Annotated in this window: 22 protein-coding genes; 7 read left to right on the forward strand and 15 right to left on the reverse strand. The window is 65.9% G+C overall.

The features are described 5' to 3' along the window. Positions 1–87: 87 nt before the first annotated feature. Positions 88–924 (forward strand): Rossmann-fold NAD(P)-binding domain-containing protein, encoded by an 837-nt coding sequence (locus U1739_RS16470; protein WP_332709662.1) that lies wholly within the window; start codon positions 88–90, stop codon positions 922–924. Here the strand turns inward: U1739_RS16470 and U1739_RS16475 are convergent. From U1739_RS16475 to U1739_RS16485, 3 genes are all read right to left on the reverse strand, one after another. Beyond that, on the reverse strand, positions 834–1751 hold the full coding sequence (locus tag U1739_RS16475; protein ID WP_332709663.1) for a DMT family transporter: 918 nt from the start codon (positions 1749–1751) through the stop codon (positions 834–836). The two genes, U1739_RS16470 and U1739_RS16475, sit on opposite strands and share 91 nt — an antisense overlap. After that, positions 1748–2764: a UDP-glucose 4-epimerase GalE gene (gene galE, locus U1739_RS16480; RefSeq protein ID WP_332709664.1), complete on the reverse strand. Its 1017-nt coding sequence runs from the start codon at positions 2762–2764 to the stop codon at positions 1748–1750. The genes U1739_RS16475 and galE overlap by 4 nt, the downstream gene beginning before the upstream one ends. Before the next feature lie 151 nt (positions 2765–2915). Then, on the reverse strand, positions 2916–3911 hold the full coding sequence (locus U1739_RS16485; RefSeq protein WP_332709665.1) for an L-threonylcarbamoyladenylate synthase: 996 nt from the start codon (positions 3909–3911) through the stop codon (positions 2916–2918). Between the two features lie 42 nt (positions 3912–3953). On the opposite strand from U1739_RS16485, the gene U1739_RS16490 reads away from it, so the two are divergent. Both U1739_RS16490 and U1739_RS16495 read left to right on the forward strand, forming a co-directional pair. Beyond that, on the forward strand, positions 3954–5678 hold the full coding sequence (locus U1739_RS16490) for an acyl-CoA dehydrogenase family protein (RefSeq protein ID WP_332709666.1): 1725 nt from the start codon (positions 3954–3956) through the stop codon (positions 5676–5678). After that, positions 5675–6487 carry an arylamine N-acetyltransferase family protein gene (locus U1739_RS16495; protein ID WP_332709667.1) on the forward strand — a complete coding sequence of 271 codons (813 nt, stop codon included), beginning with the start codon at positions 5675–5677 and terminating at the stop codon, positions 6485–6487. Before U1739_RS16490 ends, U1739_RS16495 begins: the two co-directional genes overlap by 4 nt. A 155-nt stretch (positions 6488–6642) precedes the next feature. Here U1739_RS16495 and U1739_RS16500 read toward each other — a convergent pair whose 3' ends face one another. Continuing rightward, a complete protein-coding gene (locus U1739_RS16500; RefSeq protein ID WP_332709668.1) occupies positions 6643–6999 on the reverse strand; it encodes a GntR family transcriptional regulator in 357 nt (118 codons plus the stop codon). Between the two features lie 6 nt (positions 7000–7005). Further along, complete coding sequence (locus U1739_RS16505) at positions 7006–7635, reverse strand: nitroreductase family protein (protein WP_332709669.1); 630 nt, start codon at positions 7633–7635, stop codon at positions 7006–7008. A gap of 111 nt (positions 7636–7746) precedes the next feature. Here U1739_RS16505 and U1739_RS16510 point away from each other — a divergent pair, with 111 nt between their 5' ends. Then, the gene (locus tag U1739_RS16510; RefSeq protein WP_332709670.1) at positions 7747–9333 is read left to right on the forward strand and encodes a peptide MFS transporter; all 1587 of its coding nucleotides are present in this window, start codon (positions 7747–7749) and stop codon (positions 9331–9333) included. Positions 9334–9393: 60 nt separating this feature from the next. Here U1739_RS16510 and U1739_RS16515 read toward each other — a convergent pair whose 3' ends face one another. Genes U1739_RS16515 through U1739_RS16525 form a run of 3 tightly spaced genes read right to left on the reverse strand, consistent with a single transcriptional unit; the run spans position 9394 to position 10031 of the window. Then, complete coding sequence (locus U1739_RS16515; protein WP_332709671.1) at positions 9394–9525, reverse strand: hypothetical protein; 132 nt, start codon at positions 9523–9525, stop codon at positions 9394–9396. Then, positions 9522–9860 carry a lasso peptide biosynthesis B2 protein gene (locus U1739_RS16520; protein ID WP_332709672.1) on the reverse strand — a complete coding sequence of 113 codons (339 nt, stop codon included), beginning with the start codon at positions 9858–9860 and terminating at the stop codon, positions 9522–9524. The genes U1739_RS16515 and U1739_RS16520 overlap by 4 nt, the downstream gene beginning before the upstream one ends. A gap of 3 nt (positions 9861–9863) precedes the next feature. Then, positions 9864–10031 carry a hypothetical protein gene (locus tag U1739_RS16525; protein WP_332709673.1) on the reverse strand — a complete coding sequence of 56 codons (168 nt, stop codon included), beginning with the start codon at positions 10029–10031 and terminating at the stop codon, positions 9864–9866. Positions 10032–10491: 460 nt separating this feature from the next. On the opposite strand from U1739_RS16525, the gene U1739_RS16530 reads away from it, so the two are divergent. The 3 genes from U1739_RS16530 to U1739_RS16540 all read left to right on the forward strand — a co-directional run bounded on the left by U1739_RS16530 (position 10492) and on the right by U1739_RS16540 (position 12350). Beyond that, entirely contained in the window at positions 10492–10968 is a 477-nt protein-coding gene (locus tag U1739_RS16530; RefSeq protein WP_332709674.1) for a MarR family transcriptional regulator, read from the forward strand. Between the two features lie 546 nt (positions 10969–11514). After that, positions 11515–11754 carry a hypothetical protein gene (locus tag U1739_RS16535; protein WP_332709675.1) on the forward strand — a complete coding sequence of 80 codons (240 nt, stop codon included), beginning with the start codon at positions 11515–11517 and terminating at the stop codon, positions 11752–11754. Positions 11755–11795: 41 nt separating this feature from the next. After that, positions 11796–12350: a PilZ domain-containing protein gene (locus U1739_RS16540; protein WP_332709676.1), complete on the forward strand. Its 555-nt coding sequence runs from the start codon at positions 11796–11798 to the stop codon at positions 12348–12350. A gap of 18 nt (positions 12351–12368) precedes the next feature. On the opposite strand, the gene rutA is transcribed toward U1739_RS16540, so the two are convergent. The 7 genes from rutA to U1739_RS16575 all read right to left on the reverse strand — a co-directional run bounded on the left by rutA (position 12369) and on the right by U1739_RS16575 (position 18654). Further along, positions 12369–13445 carry a pyrimidine utilization protein A gene (rutA, locus tag U1739_RS16545; RefSeq protein WP_332709677.1) on the reverse strand — a complete coding sequence of 359 codons (1077 nt, stop codon included), beginning with the start codon at positions 13443–13445 and terminating at the stop codon, positions 12369–12371. 2 nt (positions 13446–13447) lie between these two features. Then, positions 13448–14218, reverse strand: a complete 771-nt coding sequence (gene rutD, locus U1739_RS16550; protein WP_332709678.1) for a pyrimidine utilization protein D — start codon at positions 14216–14218, stop codon at positions 13448–13450. Next, the gene (rutC, locus tag U1739_RS16555; protein WP_332709679.1) at positions 14211–14594 is read right to left on the reverse strand and encodes a pyrimidine utilization protein C; all 384 of its coding nucleotides are present in this window, start codon (positions 14592–14594) and stop codon (positions 14211–14213) included. The genes rutD and rutC overlap by 8 nt, the downstream gene beginning before the upstream one ends. A 104-nt stretch (positions 14595–14698) precedes the next feature. Then, positions 14699–15418, reverse strand: coding sequence for a pyrimidine utilization protein B (rutB, locus tag U1739_RS16560; protein ID WP_332709680.1), 720 nt, complete (start codon positions 15416–15418; stop codon positions 14699–14701). 55 nt (positions 15419–15473) lie between these two features. Next, positions 15474–16325 (reverse strand): oxygenase MpaB family protein, encoded by an 852-nt coding sequence (locus tag U1739_RS16565; RefSeq protein ID WP_332709681.1) that lies wholly within the window; start codon positions 16323–16325, stop codon positions 15474–15476. Continuing rightward, positions 16325–17863 (reverse strand): ABC transporter permease/substrate-binding protein, encoded by a 1539-nt coding sequence (locus U1739_RS16570; protein ID WP_443025589.1) that lies wholly within the window; start codon positions 17861–17863, stop codon positions 16325–16327. The genes U1739_RS16565 and U1739_RS16570 overlap by 1 nt, the downstream gene beginning before the upstream one ends. 17 nt (positions 17864–17880) lie before the next feature. Next, positions 17881–18654, reverse strand: coding sequence for an ATP-binding cassette domain-containing protein (locus U1739_RS16575; protein ID WP_332709683.1), 774 nt, complete (start codon positions 18652–18654; stop codon positions 17881–17883). Positions 18655–18683 lie beyond the last annotated feature (29 nt).

Below are 18683 nucleotides of genomic sequence, written 5' to 3' on the forward strand. Positions count from 1 at the left end.
GATCTCAAGCGGCCGATGTGGAACAGGAGCCGCACGAGACCCCAGCTTTCGCTGGGGTGACGGGGATGCTCGGGGTAGGGAGAGCAAATGTCTCGCCTGCTGATCTTCGGCCTCGGCTACACCGCCGAGCGCATCGCCGCCGCGCTCACTGCCGAGCGCTGGCACGTTACGGGCACCAGCCGGGACGGCCGCGACGGCACGCTCGCCTTCGCTGACAGCGCCGCCGTCACCCGCGAAATGGCGCTGGCCACGCACATCCTGTCCTCCGTGCCGCCCGCCAATGATCAAGACCCCGTATTGGCCAGCTACGGCGCCTACCTCGCCACATCCCGCGCCTGGCTCGGCTACCTTTCCTCGACCGGTGTCTATGGCGACGCCGCCGGCGCCTGGGTCGATGAAAACGCCCCGATCCGCGGCCGGCGCGGCGCACGCGCGGCAGCGGACGGCGCGTGGCTCACGCTCGGCGCGCGCGTGTTCCGGCTGCCGGGCATTTACGGTCCGGGCCGCTCGGCGCTCGATCGCGTCGCCGAGGGCCGGGCGCATCGTGTCGATCTAGCGGAACAGGTGTTCAGCCGCGTGCATGTCGATGACATCGTCGCCGGCGTGCTCGCCGCGCGCACCGCCCCGTCGGGCGCCTATAATCTGTCCGACGACGCACCGTGCGGCCAGAACGAGGTCATCGCCTTCGCCGCGCACCTGCTGGGCCGGCAGCCGCCGCCCTTCGTCGGCCTCGACACGCTGAGCCCGATGGCGCGCGCTTTCTACGCCGAGAACCGGCGCGTTTCGAATCTCAAGGCCAAGCGCGTGCTCGGCTGGCAGCCGCTTTACCCCGATTACCGATTGGGCCTGCGCGCCCTGAGCGCGATGACCAGCCCGGCCATCGCCAGCGCCGCGCCGACGCCCGCCAGCAGCGACCAGCGATAGCCTTCGAACAAGGTCGACAGCACCATCGCGATCACCGGCGTGAGCACGCCCGAATAGGCCGCCTTGGCTGGCCCGATCACGCGGATCAGCCCGAAATACAAGGTGAAGGCGATCGCCGAGGCGAACACGCCGAGATACAGTACGCCGAGGATATAGGCTGCGCGTAACTCGAACACCGGCGGGCCGGTCAGCGTGAAGGCCACCACGCCGTCGAAGCCCGCGCCGATCAGCATCGAGAAGCCTAGCATCGTTGCCATCGGATAGCGTTTGGCCGCCTGCGTGCCCTGCATGATATTGGCGCTCGAGGCAGAGCAGACCGCGAGCAAGGTGATGCCGATACCGATCAGCACGGCGTGCGATCCGCTGCCGCTGACGCGCGCCTCGTGCAGGAACAGCAACCCCACGCCGGCCATCGCCACCGCAGATCCAAGGAGCAATTGCGCGCCCATCTTCTGCCCCAGGAAAATGCGCGCCAGGATCGCGTTGGGCACGAGCAACAGCGCGAAGACGACGGCGACCAGGCCGGACGTGACATAGCTTTCGGCGCGATAGACGAAATTGAAGTTGAGGCAGAACTGCGCCAGCGCCAGCGCGGCGGCAAAGCCCCAGCCGCGCGCATCGACGCTGAGCTTCTCGCGCTTGAACGCGGCATAGCCCAGCATCGTCACGCCGGCGACGAGGAAGCGATAGGTCACCGACCAGCTTGGGGGCACCACGCCCAACTGGTCCTTGATCACCAGCCAGGTCGAGCCCCAGATCACGGTAACGATGGCGAACGGGATCAATACCGCCAAGCGGGTGGAGCGCGGCGCGAGCGTGTCGCTCATGTGTCGGGGCGCTCACGCTCCGGGGCCCGCTCGCCAAGCTTGCGTTCCCATGCCAGCGCATCGGTGACGATCAGATCGAGATCGGCGCGCTGCGGCGTCCAGTCGAGCGTGCGCAGGATCGCCGCATTGTCGGAAATCAGCGCCGCCGGATCGCCCGGCCGCCGGCCTTGCGGCTGGCGCACCACTGCCATGTTGGTAACCCGATCGACCGCATCGAGCACCTCGTTGACCGAGAAACCGCGGCCATAGCCCGCGTTGAGCGTGTGGCTCTTGCTGGGCTCGGCGACCAGCAGCTCGAGCGCGCCGACATGCGCGGCGGCGAGATCGCTAACATGGATGTAATCGCGCACCCCGGAGCCGTCCGGCGTATCGAAATCGGTGCCGAAGATGGCGACCGAATCACGCTTGCCGGTCGCCGCCTCGACCGCGACCTTGATCAGATGCGTCGCGCCGGTGGTGGATTGCCCGCTGCGGCCCTCTGGGTCGGCGCCGGCGACGTTGAAATAACGCAGCGCCGCATAATTGATCGGGTGCGCTGCGGCCACGTCACGCAGCATCGCCTCGGTCATCAGCTTGGACATGCCGTACGGGTTGATCGGTACGGTCGGGCTGGTCTCGGACACTTTCTCGGTATCCGGCGTGCCATAGGTTGCGGCGGTCGAGGAGAAGATGAAGTGCGGCACGGCTTCGGCCACGGCACTTTCGATCAGGGACCGGCTGGCGGCGGTATTGTTGCGATAATATTTGAGCGGATCGCTGACCGATTCTGGCACCACCACCGATCCGGCGAAATGCATGATCGCCTGTACCTGATGGTCGCGGATCACGTCGCGCACTTGGGCATCCTCAATCGCGCATTCGACCAGCGTCGCGCGCTGGTCGACCGCCCAGGCGAAGCCGGTTACCAAATTGTCGATCACCACGACCTTATAGCCTGAATCGAGCAGCGCCAGCACTGCATGGCTGCCGATATATCCGGCCCCGCCCGTCACCATCACCGTCATGTCGCGCATGTGCTGCTCCCTCGGCGTTCCGCCTATCAGCGCTACTTATCCGGCGCTACCGGTGGATGAGAAGAATTGGTTCACGCGAAGGCGCGAAGAACAAAGGCGCGAAGATATTGAAGTGCTTCGCGTCCTAGTCCCTTTGCGCCTTCGCGTGAAACTATCTATGCGCGGCGCGGCGCAGGCGGTCGTTGATGGCGGCACCGATATTGCGGTGGGGAATCGGGGCGATGGCGAGCGTGGCGCGGTCGCTGGCGTCGGCGCGATGGAGCGCGTCGAACAGGTTGGCGGCGGCTTCGGTCAGGTCGCCCGTGGCCGAGAGCGTGGCGTCGCCGGTGATGGGGCCGAAACCGATCAGCCATTCGTCGGCCTGCGCGTCGCTGGCGTTAAGGCGCAGCGGCTTGCTTGGTGCGTAATGGCTGTCGAGCTGCCCGGGCGCGGTCACCGTTCTCCCGTGAACGCGGGAGTCCAGGGTAACGGTGCGCAGCCCTGGTGACCCTGGGCTCCCACTTTCGCGGGAGAACAGCGTATCGATCGCTTCCGCGGTGATCGGCCCCTCGCGCAAAATCTGCACCCCGCGGACGGTGGAAACGATCGTCGACTCAACCCCGGCCTCGGTCGCCCCGTCATCGATTACCAGCGGTATCCGCCCATGGAGGCTCGCCACGACATGCGCCGCGCGCGTCGGGCTGATTCCGCCACTGGCGTTAGCGGAGGGCGCCGCCAGCGGCACGCCGCTTGCTTCCAGCAGCGCGCGCATCGCGCGGTGCGCCGGCACGCGGAGCGCTACCGTATCCAAGCCTGCCGTGACCAGCGACGCAATTCCCGCATCGCCCCGCACCGGCAGCACCAACGTCAGCGGCCCCGGCCAAAAGGCCGCCGCCAGCCGCGACGCTGCGTCGTCAAACACAGCAATGCGCTCGGCCGCCGCCAGATCCAGCACATGCACGATCAGCGGGTTGAAGCTCGGCCGGCCCTTGGCCGCATAGATCCCCGCCACCGCCGCCGACTCGGTGGCGTCCGCCGCCAGCCCGTACACCGTTTCGGTCGGCACCGCGACGCAGCCGCCGCTGGCGATCACCCGCGCCGCATCGGCGATCGCCGCCGCGCCGTAGGGTAAGGTCAGCGTCTCGCGCGCAGGATTTGGATCGGCCATGCGGCGAGGCTATAGCGCCCGCAAACCGACAGGATAAGAGCCATGCCCTTCACGCCCGCCACCGCCGAACAACGCTTCGTACTGACCCACATCACCGGCATCGCCGAGCTCGCCGGCAGCGAACGCTTCGCCGCCGCCAGCGACGATGTGGTCGATGCGGTGCTCGACGGCGTCGGGCAGCTGGCCGAGGGCGAATGGGCGCCGCTTGCGCGAATAGGCGATACGGTCGGCGCGACCTGGACCGCCGAGGGCGTGGTGATGCCCGACGGCTTCGTGCAGGCCTATCACGATTATGTCGAAGGCGGCTGGGGCACGATCGGCGTGCCGGAGGAATTCGGCGGCCAGGGGCTGCCCTTCGCGATCCAGACCGCGGTGATCGAGACTCTGGGCTCGGCCAATATGGGCTTCGCTTTGTGCCCGACGCTGACCGTGGGGGCGATCGAGGCGCTGGCGCATCACGGATCGCCTGAGCAACAAGCGCTGTATCTGCCCCATCTCGCCACCGGCGAGTGGACTGGCACGATGAACCTCACCGAGCCGCAGGCCGGCTCCGATGTCGGCGCGCTGCGCAGCACCGCCAAGCCGCTGGGGGACGGCACGTTCGCCATCAAGGGCACCAAGATCTACATCTCGTTCGGCGATCACGACATGGCGCCGAACATCGTCCACCTCGTCCTCGCCCGCACGCCGGGCGCGCCGGCCGGCACCAAGGGCATTTCGCTGTTCCTCGTGCCGAAATACCGGCTCAACGCGGATGGCACGCCGGGCGCGTTCAACGATGTTCGCGTCGTGTCGATCGAGCATAAGATGGGCCTCCATGCCTCGCCGACCTGCGTGCTGAGCTTCGGTGATAACGACGATTGCATCGGCGAGCTGATCGGCGGCGAGTTCGGCGGCATCCGCGCGATGTTCACGATGATGAACAATGCGCGGCTCAATGTCGGCCTGCAGGGCGTGCAGGTGGCCGAGGGCGCGACCCAGGCAGCGGTCGCCTACGCGCTGGAGCGCGTGCAATCCGCCCGCGCCGGTTCGGCCAGTCGCGATTCGGTGCGGATCGTCGAACATCCCGACGTCCGTCGCATGCTGATGCGCATGAAGGCGCAAACCCAGGCGGCACGCGCGCTCGTCTATCTTGCGGCGGCGCAAGTCGATCGCGCCACGCTCGGCGAAGCTGGCGCGCAAAACCGGCTCGAGATCCTGACGCCGCTGGCCAAGGCGCATGGCACCGATATCGGCTGCGAAGTGAGCTCGATCGGCGTGCAGGTGTTCGGGGGTATGGGCTATATCGAGGAAACGGGCGCGGCGCAGTTCTTCCGCGATGCGCGCATCACCCCGATCTACGAAGGCACTAATGGCATCCAGGCCGCCGATCTGGTCGGCCGCAAGCTCGGGCTCGATAATGGCGGCGCCTTTGCCGCGCTGATCGCGGATATGCGCGCCGAAGCGCAGGATGCCGGGCTGATCCAGTTGATCGACGCGTGCGAGGAGATCGGGCGCGGCATGATGGCGCTTGATGCCGACGATAAATTGGCTGGTTCCTATCCGTTCCTCACCATGCTGTCGGTCGCGACCTGCGGTTGGCTGATGGAGCGGCTTGGTCGCGCGACCGAAGGTGCCGAAGGTGATGCCAGCTTCCTCGCCATGAAGAAGGCGGCGACGCGCTTCTATGTCGAGCAGATCGTGCCCGAAGCGCTCGGCCTGAAGGCGGCGGCGACCGCCAAGGCGGATGTGCTGTATTCGGTCGAGGCGGAAGCGTTCGCGGCATGAGCTTTGATCGCAGCTTTGACATTGACGCCTATCTCGCACGGCTCACGCTCGGCGCGCGGCCGTCGCCCGACGCCGAGGGGCTCGCGCGGCTGCAGCGGGCACATCGCTTGGCCATCCCGTTCGAGAATCTCGACGTGATCCTGGGTCGCGGGATCGCCATCGATAGCGGCAGCGTGTTCGCCAAGCTCGTTACCGCGCGGCGCGGCGGCTATTGCTTCGAGCATAACCGCTTGTTCGGCGACGCGCTGGCGGCACTGGGCTTCGTCGCGCGGCCGCTGCTCGGGCGGGTGTGGATCCTCAATCCCGAACAGACGCCGGGGCAGACGCACACGCTGAGCCTGGTGACGATCGACGGGCAGGACTGGATCGCCGATCCCGGCTTCGGCGGCAGCTATACCCCGCCAATGCCGGTGCAGGACGGCGCCACTGCTACCGCGCCCGACGGGGCGACGTTCCGGCTCGATGCCGACGCGACCTATGGCTGGATGCTGTCGCGTGACGCCGGCGAGGGGTGGCAGCGCGAATACAGCTTCACTTTGGCGCACGTGTGGGATGCAGACCTGGCGATGGCCAATCATTGGTGCGCCACCGCGTTGGCAAGCCGCTTCACGCGGAATCGCATCGTCAGCATCGTGCTGCCGAACGGTTTCGCGAGTTTGAACGGCCTGTCCTATCGCCGGCGTAACGGCGCGGACGAGACGGCGGCGGAGATCAGCGATCCGCGGGTGTACAAGCTGCGCTTGAGCATGTTGTTCGGGATCGATCTGAGCGCGGAGGACGTGGCGGCTTTGGGGGTGTTCGAGGCTTAGGCGTCGTTCCTTCGCCACTCAAACCACCGTCATCCCAGACTTGGTCCGAGATCCAAGGTGCCGCGCCCGCAATCCTCGCCTTTAAATTCCCATCCACAGCCACCCGTTGGATCCCGGACCAAATCCGGAATGGCGGTAGGAGATGGTTGGGGAGGCTAAACCCGTTCCCGCTCCAGCAGATCCGCCGCATCAAGCCCAAGCAGATCGATATGGCTCCTGATTCGCGGCCAGCTCGTCTTCAGAAACAAGTCCCGCTCGGCCAGCTTCAGTCGCTCCGCCGCGCCCGCCAACACGAACATGCCCACGCCGCGGCGCACCTCGACATAACCGTCGTCCTGGAAGCTCTGATAGGCCTTGGCCACGGTCAGCGGATTGGCGCCATGCTCGGCGGCGAGCGCGCGGACCGAAGGCAGCTGATCGCCGGCGCCAAAATCGCCGCGCAGGATCGCGGCGGAAATCGTCGCACGCAGCTTCAGATATACCGGGCTGTCTTCGCTGTTGAGCGCTGTCATAGCGCCTTAATACAGCAATGGGCCGTTTCGTCCAGCGTGTTGATCTCGATTATGCGCAGGCGCCCAATGCGACACGATCCGTGCCAGGTCCGGCCGCGGGCGTTCGTCGAGCGGGCGCGCCGGCGTGCCGATGAACATGAATCCGGCGATGCGCTCCGGCGCGGCGCCAAACGCATCGCGTACCGCGTCGCTGAAGCTCGGCCAGCCGGTCAGCCAGCCGCCGGCAAAGCCCAGCGCATGCACCGCGTGAAGCAAATTCATGCACACCGCGCCGGCTGACAATTCCTGCTCCCACAAGGGAATATGGCTCTCCGTCTTGGGCGCATATAGCACCACGACCAAGACCGGGGCCTGATGCGCAAACTGTTCGAGCGAATCGATTTCGCTGCGCGACGCCTGCGGCCGCTCGGCGCGATAGGCGTCGGTGATGACCGTCGCCAAGGCATCCCGCGCGTCCGCATCGACGATCACGAAGCGCCATGGCGCGAGCTTGCCATGGTCCGGCGTGCGTGCGGCGATCGTCAGGATCTGGTCGAGCGCAGTGGCATCGGGGCCAGGGGCGATCAGGTCGCGCGGTTTGCCCGAGCGGCGCGTAGCGAGCAGCGAGAGCGGAGTGGTGCGATCGTTGAAGGTCATCGCCGCCCTCTAGCGTGTCGGGACGGATGTTTACACCCGGGCGATTGCCGCTAGGTTGCCGCGCATCAGGTCGCCCAAGAGCGGCTGAGGGTTTCAGGGAGTTTCCGCCACATGGCGAGTGCGTACCACGCCGCAAACAGCGGCAAGACGTTTCTGGGGCACCCCCAGGGGCTGTTCATTCTGTTCTTCGCCGAAATGTGGGAGCGTTTCTCCTATTACGGCATGCGCGCGCTGCTGATTTTCTACCTCACAAAACACTGGCTGTTTTCTGACGAGAAATCGGGCGTCATCTACGGCGCCTATACCGCTCTGGTGTTCATCACGCCGGTGCTCGGCGGCTATCTCGCCGATCGCTATCTTGGGCAACGCAAGGCCGTGACCTACGGCGCGGTGCTGCTCACCTTCGGCCACTTCCTGATGGGCTTCGAAGGCACCGGCGGGCAGGGATCGAGCGCGATCAACATGTTCTGGCTCGCGCTGGCCTTCATTATCGTCGGCGCCGGCTTCCTGAAGGCCAATATCTCGGTGATCGTCGGGCAGCTTTACCCGCGCACCGATGTGCGCCGCGACGGCGCCTATACGATCTTCTACATGGGCATCAATGTCGGTGCGTTCCTCGGTTCGCTGGCGTGCGGTTATCTCGGTGAGGTCTATGGCTGGTCGTACGGCTTCGGCGCAGCCGGTGTCGGCATGCTGCTCGGACTGATCGTTTTCATCCTCGGCAAACCGCTGTTGCTCGGCAAGGGCGAAGCGCCCGATCCCGCGCGGCTCAAGCAACCGGTGCTGGGCGTGCCGCTCGAATGGCTGCTCTATGGCATCGGTCTCGTCGCGGTACTCGGCATCTGGGTGCTGATCCAGTATCAGGATGCGGTCGGCTGGCTGCTGCTCGTCGCCGGCATCGTGCTGGTCGGCTATGTGCTGACCTTCGCGGTGACCAAATTGCCGCGCGAGGATCGCAACCGCATCTTCGCCGCCATGTTCCTGATCCTCGGCTCGATCCTATTTTGGGCCTTGTTCGAACAGGCCGGCTCGTCGCTCAGCCTGTACACCGATCGCTACGTTTCCCGCTCTGGCGTGCCGGCCTCGATGTTCCAGTCGATCAACGCCGCCTATATCGTGCTGCTCGGCCCGGTCTTCGCGACCTTGTGGACGGTGCTCGGGCGCAAGGACCTCGAGCCGTCGGCGCCAGCCAAGTTCGGTCTAGCCTTGCTGCAATTGGGCGCCGGCTTCCTGGTGCTAGTCGCGGGCGCGGCGGCGACGGGGCACGGCCTGCCCACGCCGGTCCTGTTCATCTTCCTGCTCTATCTGCTGCACACGATGGGTGAGCTTTGCCTCTCGCCGGTCGGCCTGTCGGCGATGAACCGGCTTGCCCCGGCGCATATGGCCTCGCTGATCATGGGCACTTGGTTCTTCGCCTCGGCGGCGGGCAATTTCACCGCCGGGCTGATCTCGGCAGCGACCGGCGCGGAAGCGGCTTCGGGCCCCGGCGCGGGGCAGCAGACCGTGCTCGACGTCTATCAACTGATTGGTTGGATCTCGATCGGTGCCGGTGTCGCGGTGCTGCTCGTCGCGCCGCTGATCAAGCGGCTGATGCATCTTGATACGCTGCAGGATGCCGATCACGCGCTGGCCGGCGAACAACAGATCGGCGAAGCCGATGCGGCCGGCTTGCGCACCACCGGCGAACTTAAGGCGTGACGCGCACGTCGCCGGCGCCCCAGTGGGGCGCTGGCGGCATCCGCTTCGGCTATCGATCGGTCAGACGAAGCAGCCGAGTTCGGTGAGATTGGCCTCGACCGGATAACCGGTCACCTTGACGCCGCCGGTCTCTAACCAGGCTTGCGCATCGAGCGGGCGATCGGCGCCTCGGCCCGCGCTAAGATGGATCACACCGGGCACGCCGCGACGACGCAGCGTGGCGTGCCCGCTATCGCCTGGTGCAGGCAAATCGATCGGAACGGCATGAACGGTGCCGTGGCGCGGATTGCCCAGCCGATGCTGCGCCCCAGGCGCAGCTCTTTTGCTGTGGCGCGCGCGGGAGCGAAGCGCGGATCATCGGGGCGCACGAACGTGCCGAAGCGCGGCGACATGCGGTTGAATGGTCGCACCAGCAGTTCGATACGAGCGGCCAGCATGCTGTCCGCGGCTTCGGCGAACGCCTGGCGCCGCCAGCCGACCCCGGAGAGCGTGCGGAAATTTCGCGCGATCGTTGACGGCCGCGCCACCGCTCACCTGCTCTCGACCGCGCCGACATCGAGATGATCGCGACCGACGCCATATTTGTGCTCGATCAGCGCCATCGACTGGCCGACATGCGCGGCGATCGCGTGATCGCCCATCCGCTCAAGCGCCCGACAGGCCTCTTGCAGCAATGTGTATACCCGCAGCGGGTCCATCTGGTCCTCCGGAAAAAGGGAGCCGGACGACGGCCCGGTAGGCGTTGTCCTATACAGGCCCCGCAGCGCTTCCGGAACTGCAAACTGTACCGCATGCGTCGCCGCCGACCAAACATGCCAGGCCGGAAAGTCCCAATATCCGGGCTTTTCCCGGGTAGATACGGCCTGCTATGGTTTTGTTGTCGGCCGGTCCCGATGGTCTTGTGCGCGGTTGCGGCGGGTCACGTCAAGGACGCCCTGAGGTGGCCGCGCACGCCGCAAATTGTGCGGTCGCGTAGACTTACCCAACCACGAGACCAGTCACGGTGAATGCTTGGCATCACATAAATCAATGTGTGCGGTACTACACCGGAATTATGATACATGTTAATGACCCAAATGCGGAACCGGTTTGAACGTGATTGAGGGGACAGGATAGCCAAAACGGGCTGTATTGTTTCGGCACAGGGGGAGCAACACGATGGAAAGCGTCGAGGACCTGATCAAGGACCTTAGTACCAAGCTGGGGGATATCGCTGGCGAGTTCAGCTCGCGGGCTGATCGGATCATTGCATCGGGTCGCGCGGTGGGGGATGCGAACGGCACGGATCCGCTCACACCGGTCAACTTGGTCGCGCGTGCGCGGCAGCAGCTGGCGGTGCGTAAGGCGCGACGGCGCTATTTCCCCGCCGATCTGTTCCACGAACCGGCCTGGGAAATGCTCGTGGCGTTGTTCATCATCTACCAGACCGATCACAGCATGAACGTAAAGGCGCTGGTATCCTGCAGCGACGCGCCGGCGACTACATCGCAGCGCTGGATCGATCATCTGCACAAATCCGGGCTGATCGACCGCGTCACCGATACCGTGGATCGCCGGCGCATCGATATATCGCTCAGCGATCGCGGCTATGATGCGATGGCCCGCTATCTAAGCGAGCTTGCCGACGAAAGCTGAGCCGTTTACCCGCCGGATCTTGGCGATACCGCTGCAGGGAATTGCCGGTATCTGCTTGGTCCAAGGGTCGCCTAGCCACTGGACCAGGGGAGTGCGGCGCTTCGGTGCGCCTAGCCAAGGCTTCATTGCCCCATCTAGATCGGCGCCCGATTAACTATCGGGGCGTGCAAGGCGATGAAGCAACGGCTTGAAATCAAACCGTTATACGACCTATTTTGATAATGGCAGGCGAACCGGCCCGAATCGAGATCGTAGCTTTTCATTAATCTGGATCGCATAAAAATTGCCCCGGACGTGAACGTTCGGGGTCAGCATGCGAGTAGAGCGTAACCAATATCGGGGGAGGGGAGCGCGGGCATTGCCGCTGGGCAGATCGAGCCCGCACCTTTTGCCGAGCACGATCGCCGCCAGCGTCTTCACCATTGGCGATGCCAAGAGGCTAGCCGGCAAGCGCTTGCCCCACGACGCCGCGCTTAGTCATGCCGCGCATGTCGCCGACCGCGCGCGTGTCGGCCGGCTTCGCCTGCGCCACCGGGCGAAGTTGCAATGATGGCATTAGGCGATGCGCGTGCGTTCCGCACGCTGGCGGAAGCGGATGGCGGCACGGCGCTCAACGAATTCGCTGCGGCATTTGCGTTGCGTAGCGTCGGCGAAACAGACGTGATGATAGAAGCCTTGAGCAGCGAGGCGATCCGACAATGGCGGCTAGCGGATGCGACCTTTTGGCAACGCGTGCGCTTCCGCGCGCGCCACTTGCGCGCCACGTCACCGGCGAAAGGAGCGTGACCGTCTTGCCTTTCCCCTCACTATCCCGCGGCATGCCGAGCATGCGTTGGGCCGAGCGCATCTCCACAGTGCTGCTGGTCGGTACGATCCATGACGGTAGCGAGACGATCGCCTGCCCGGTGCTCAATCTGTCCGAATTCGGCTTGATGGTGCGGATCGACTTTGCCACCGAGGTGGGCGCGCGTGTCGCGGTGGAGATGCGCGGCATGCCGTTGGCCGCGGCGACGGTGCGTTGGGTGCGCGGCACCAGGGCGGGCATCGAATTCGATCATCCGCAGAATCTCAATGCGGTATTCTGCCTGATGGGCGACGACAGTTTCCTCGCGCGGGCGCCACGCTACCCGGTGGCGCTCAGAGCCGTGCTGCTGATCGACGGTCGCGCCGTGGCGGTGGATATTGGCAATATCTCCGCCCGCGGTGTGCGTCTCGCCGCCGATATCGCGCTCGAACTCGGCCAAACCGGGCAGATCATCGTGCCTGGACGCGAAATTGCTTTGTCCGGTGCGATTCGCTGGGTCGAAAAGGGCGAATACGGCTTCCATTTCGCCCGCCCCCTGCCGCTCGGCTTGTTGCAGGCGGCGCCGGGCGCGGGGTGATCCGCGTCACGCCGTCGTTCAGCCTGGCGTGACGATATGCTGGCGGCTTTCCATCAGTGGCTGGATGCGCGTGCCGAACGCCTCCACGCCGGCGACGAAATCGTCGAACGTCAGCAGAACGCCGCCGGTATTGGGCACGGCGGCCATCTCGTCGAGCATCCGCGCGACGCTCGCATAGCTGCCGACCAGCGTGCCCATGTTGATGTTCACCGCGCCCTCGGGGGCGGCGAGCTGGCGGACATTGGTGTCCTTATTGTGCTTGTCCGCCGCGCCCTGATCGGCGAGCCAGGCGATCGCCTCGAGATCGACGCCGTCATTGTAGGATCGCCATTTGGCCATCGCTTCCGCGTCGGTTTCGGCGGCGATGATCATCACCAATACGAAGATCGAAACGTCGCGGCCGGTCTTGGCGGTGGCCAGCGCCAGCTTGTCATTATTGGGTGAAAAGGCGGTTGGCGTGTTCACGCCCTTGCCCAGGCAAAAGGCATAGTCCGCCCATTTGGCGGAGAAAGCGAGGCCCTCCTCGGACGAACCGGCGCAGATGATCTTCATGTCGCCCGCGGGTTGTGGACGCACGCGGCAATCGTCCATCTGGTAATAGTCGCCCTTGAAGTCGCTTGCGCCCGTGGCCCACACGTCGCGCAGGATATGGGCATATTCGTCGAGCATCTTGTAGCGGTTGCGGAAATGCTCGTCGCCGGGCCACAAACCCATCTGGCTATATTCCGGGCGCTGCCAGCCGGTGATCAGGTTCAAGCCGAACCTGCCATGGCTGATCGAATCGATCGTGTTGCACATCCGTGCGGCGAACGCCGGCGGGATGATCAGCGTGGGGCAGGTGGCGTAGATCTTGATCCGCTCGGTCACCGCGGCGAGGCCGGCCATCAGCGTGAAGCTCTCCAGGCCATATTCCCAGAACTCGGTCTTGCCGCCAAAGCCGCGCAGCTTGACCATCGACAGCAGAAAATCGAGCCCGTGCTTTTCTGCCGAGAGCGCGATCTGCTTGTTCAGGTCGAAGCTCGGCAGATATTGCGGTGCGGTCTCGCTGATCAGCCAGCCATTGTTGTTGATGGGAACGAAGACGCCGACCTGCATGATTAGCTCCTGAGGAAATCGAGGACGAGGCGGTTGAAGGTGTCGGGATCGGTGACGTTGCAGGCGTGGCCGCCCCAGTCGAGCGTCACCGCCGTGGCTGCCGCCGTGGCCACGTTCAACGCGCTCTGCACCGGCACGAGCATGTCGTCGCGCGTGGCGATGACCAGCCAGGATGCGGTGTCGGCAAGATCGAGCGCCGCGGGGCGATAGGCGCGCACGGCGGCGATCCGCTTCTCGATCGTCGCAACACCGGGAAAGTCGGCGCGCTGATGCGCGGCCTCGGCGACCAGCTCGGCATCGTGCGTCGCGATCCAGTCGGGCGGGAACAGGAACAGCGGCTGCGCGCGCAGATAGGCCGTCGGGCCGCTGTCGCGCAGCAGATCGAGCCGGACATCGAAGCAGCGCCGCGTATGCGGGCTGAGCGTGCGCCAGCCATTGACCACCACCAGCCGATCGATCCTCGCCGTGGTCAGCGCGGTTTCGATGCCGATCATGCCGCCCAGCGCATGACCGACAAGGCTCATGGTCTCGATGCCCAGCGCATCCATCAGCGTCAGAAGATCGGCGGCCATATCCTCGACGGAGGTCATCGCCGGCAGCGCGCGGTCGCTGCGCCCGGTACCGCGATGGTCATAGGCGATGACGCGGAAATGCTCGGCCAGCGCCGGAATGTTGGGCTGCCAATAGTTCGCCGAGCCGCCGAGCCCGGAGGACAGGATCAGCGGCGGGCCGCTGCCATGCTCCTCATAATATAGCCCGGCGGCCTCAGCCAAGATGGGCGACCGAGGCGATCTCGACCAGGCAATCGGGCTTCACCAGATCGGCCCGGATACAATAGCGCGCCGGCTTCGCGCCGGGGAAATATTCGGCATAGACCCCGTTGAACGCGGCATAATCGCCGAGATCCTTGAGGAAGATATGGTTCATCGCCACGTCGGCGAGGGTGGCGCCGGCCGCTTCCAACGTGATCTTGATGACGTCGAGCACATGGCGCGTCTGCGCCGCGGCATCACCGACATGGAGCACCGCGCCGCCCTCGCCGAGCGCAAGGACGCCCGAGACGTACACAGTGTTGCCGGCCTTGGCGCCGGCTGAATATGGCGCGATCGGGGTGGGGAATTGCGGCGGGTTGATCGGCGTGAAGGGCATGTTCGTTCCTTAGGTCCTTGTCGTCACCCCAGGGTGTATTCGGCGTTTAGCCCGTGGGACTGGTAATCATTCGAGTTCGCCTGCTTTCGCAGGAGCACGGCGGCTCATTCCCTCGGCCCGAACGCGGCGCGGAAATCGGCCACGGTCGAGACCCAGCCGAAGAACTTCTCGATATTGTAGACCGTCGCTTGCTGCATCGCCGGCGGCCCGAGATGATGCGTCGCATCCTCCAGCATCACGCCGAAATATTCGAGGTGGAAGCCATCGCGCAGCGTGCTTTCGACGCAGACGTTGCTGGCAATGCCGACGAACACCAGGTTGCGGATGCCGCGTGCGCGCAACACGCTGTCAAGCTGCGAATTGAAGAAAGCGGAGTAGCGCGTCTTGTGCACGCGCAGATCGCCCGGCTGCGGGGCGAGCGCCGTGACGATGTCGTAATCCCAGCCGCCGCGGGCGAGCAACTGGCCGTGCAGTTCGGCCCGCGCGCGCATTGTCTTCAGTGCGTTGGACTTGTGCCAATTGGGCGAGCCGGGCCCGCCGGCCTCATGATAGTCAGGATCCCAGCCGTTCTGCAGATACACGATTGGCATCCCGGCGCTGCGGGCGGTGTCCAGCACCATGCCGATGCGCGCGATCGCCGCGGCCGCGCCGGCGATGTCGAACCCCGCAAGATCGACATAGCCGCCGGGGCTAGCATAGGCATTCTGCATGTCGATGACGATTATCGCGGTATGTTCTGGTGCCAGGCGCAATGCTTCGGGGCGCGCGGGTAGCGTCACGGCGGATCGGCTGGCGTCGGCGCCCGGCGTGGTTACGGTCGGCATGCTGGACATGGGGGGAGTGTGCGAGGGATAGGGCATTGCCGCAAGCGCGAAAGCGTCAGCTCTGGAACGCCCAGCGCAGCGTCTTGGCCAGGCCGAACGTGCCCGCCGCGACCAAAGGCCGCCCCAGGCCCGACGCCGGCAGCCCATGCATCTCGCGCGCCCAGCGGGGCAGCAGGTCGACGGCCGCCTGAAAGGCCACCGCCTGGATCGGTTGCGCCGCCAGCTTCGGCGCGCGTTGCGATAGCACGATCTGCGCGACCTCGCGGCTGCGCGCATCGGCGACTAGTTCGGGGCGCATCGCCTGGATCAGCGCCAGCGCCTCGGTCTTGCTGCGCGGCACGGGGTCGGCGCCGAGTTTCTCGCCGATCAACGCCACTTCGGCAAAATAGCGATCCTGATCGGCCAGCGACATCGCCGGATTGCCATAGGCCAACCAAGCATCGAGGAAGCTGGTCATCTCCGTCACATGCACCCAGGCGAGCAAGCGGGGATCGTCCGCCGTATAGGCCGTACCATCGGGCAGCGTGCCGAGCACATGATGGTGGATTTTGCGGATGCGCGCGATCAGCGCCTCGGCATCATCGCGCGACCCATAAGTGGTGACGGCGATGAACCGCGCCGTGCGCCGCAGGCGGCCGAGCATGTCGTTCCTGAAATCGCTATGATCCCACACGCCGGCCAGCACGGCGGGGTGGAGCATCTGCAGGAGCAGCGACGCGACCCCGCCGACCATCATGGTGGTGACGTCGCCATGCACCGCCCAGGCCGCGGAACCGGGCCCGAACAGGCCGTCGGTGCGGCGTTGCACCGGCTGCTGCCCCCGTTTCTGATCGTTGAACACTGCGCGTACCTGGCCGACGATGCGGCGCTTGACGTGCGCGACGGGGGACAGATCGGCGATCGCCATCAGCGCACGCCCGTGCGGCGTTCGAGTCCGACCTTCTTCTCGAGCCAGCGCGCCGCCTGTTCTGGCGTGGCCTTGTCGTCATCGCGATCGACCATGTAATTCGCCTCCCGCATCGCCGCGACGGGGATGCGGGCGATCAAAGGCCTCAACGCATCGCGGAGCTTTTGGTCGCGTGATGCGCGGCGCGAGACGAGCACTATCGCATCGTAGCTCGGAATCGCGCGGCGCGGATCGCTCAGCACGGTGAGCTTTTGCGCGGCGATGCGCCCATCGGACGAAAAAGCCGAGATCACGTCGCCCTGTTTGCTGTCTAGCGCGCGGTACATGAAGGTCGGGGCATAAGCGTGCGCCGATTTAAATTTTAACGGATAGGCGCGTTTGACGGCCGCCCATTCCGGGCGCTCGAGGAATTCGAGATCGGCGGCGAAGTCCAGCGCGGGCGCTGCGGCGACGAGATCGTCGAGCGAGACGATGCCGCGCCTGGCCGCATCGTCGCCGCGCATAGCAAAGGCATAGGCGTTTTCGAAGCCTAAGGAGCCAAGCAGGGTGACGCCGAACTTTTGCTGCGACCACGCGCCGATCTGCCGCAGCATGGCTGCGCGATCGGGCACGTCGCTGCGGCGCATCTCATTGGCCCAGACGGTGCCGGAATAATCGACATAGACGTCGATATCATTGCTCTTCAGCGCGCCGAACACGACGGCCGAGCCTAGCCCCTCGCGGTAGCGCACGCGATAGCCCGCGCGCTCCAATTTGTGGCCGATTAGCCGTGCGAGGATGAACTGTTCGGAGAAACCCTTGGCGCCGATCGTGAGCACCTTGTCGTCGCCGGCGCGTGGCCAGAGCGGCGCGAGCGCGACGCCGACGCCGAGCGCCAGCACCGCCGCGGCGATCCAGATCTGCGCCCGGCGGCGGTGGCGGATGCCGTGTTCGATCACGCCGAGCAGCGCATCGACTGCCAATGCCAGCCCGGCAGCGCTCAGGCAGCCGGCCAGCACCAATGCCCAGTTCTGCGTCTGCAGCCCGGCAAAGATCATGTCGCCCAAGCTCGGCTGGCCAACCGTCGTGGAGAGCGTTGCCGCGCCGATCGTCCACACGGCGGCGGTGCGGATGCCGGCCATCAGCACCGGCGCAACGAGCGGCGCCTCGACCAGACGAAGCTTCTGCCCGGGCGTCATGCCGACGCCGTCGGCGGCCTCGATCACGGCGGGGTCGAGCCCGTTCAGGCCGGTAATGCCGTTGCGCAGGATCGGCAGCAGCGCGTAGAGCGTCAGCGCGAGCAAGGATGGCAGGAAGCCGAGCGCGGGAATGCCGCCGCCGAGCAGCGCCGACAGCGACAGCAGCAACGGATAGAATAAGGCCAGCAACGCCAGGCTCGGAATGGTCTGGACCAGGCTGGCGAACCCCAGGCTGACGCGGGCGACGCTCGGGTGCCGCGCCGACCACACGGCGAGCGGCAGGCTGATCACCAGCCCGAGCAGCAGCGCCGAAGCCGCGACGAGCAGGTGCGCGGCCAGCAGATCGGGCACGCGGCCCATCGCCTCGATGAACGCGCTCACGCTTCGCGCTCCAGCGCCTGCAGGCGGCGCGCCTGTTCGCGCGGCACCGCAACCAGCGCATCCGCCGCGGCACCGCCCGCGCCGGCCAGCAGCGCGCGCGGCGTGGCGTCGGCAACGATGCGGCCGCGCTCCATCACCAGCACGCGATCGGCGAGCAGCAACGCCTCGGCCATGTCGTGCGTCACCATGATCGTGGTCAGCCCGAGCCGATCGTGCAGCTCCCGCACGCGCGCGCCCAATTGGTCGCGCGTCACCGGATCGAGCGCGCCGAACGGTTCGTCCATCAGCATCAGCCCCGGCGCCGTGGCGAGCGCGCGCGCCACGCCGACTCGCTGGCGTTGCCCACCGGACAAGGCGTCGGGCCGGCGGGCGGCAAAATCGGTCGGGAGATCGACCAGCTCGAGCAGTTCGGCGACCCGCCCGTCCACGCGCAGGCCGGCGATACGCAGCCCGATGGCGATATTCTCCGCCACCGTCATATGCGCAAACAGGCCGATATTCTGGAACACGTAACCGATCCGGCGGCGCAGGGCGTACGGCTCGGCCGCTGTCACGTCCTCGCCGCCGATGGCGATGCGGCCCGCGCTGGGCTCGACCAGCCGGTTGACCATCTTGAGCAAGGTCGATTTGCCCGATCCCGACGCGCCGACCAAGGCAACGAAGCTGCCGCCGGCGACCTCGACCGACACGGTATCGACGGCGGTGGCCGGGCCGTAGTGTTTGGCCACACTGGCAAAGGTGATCGGCGGGCCGGGCGATTGGCGTTGCATGGCGCCGGTTGTGCGGGAGCGGGTGAAGA

It is taken from the genome of Parasphingomonas puruogangriensis (genome assembly GCF_036663635.1).
Classification (GTDB): Bacteria; Pseudomonadota; Alphaproteobacteria; order Sphingomonadales; family Sphingomonadaceae; genus Sphingomonas.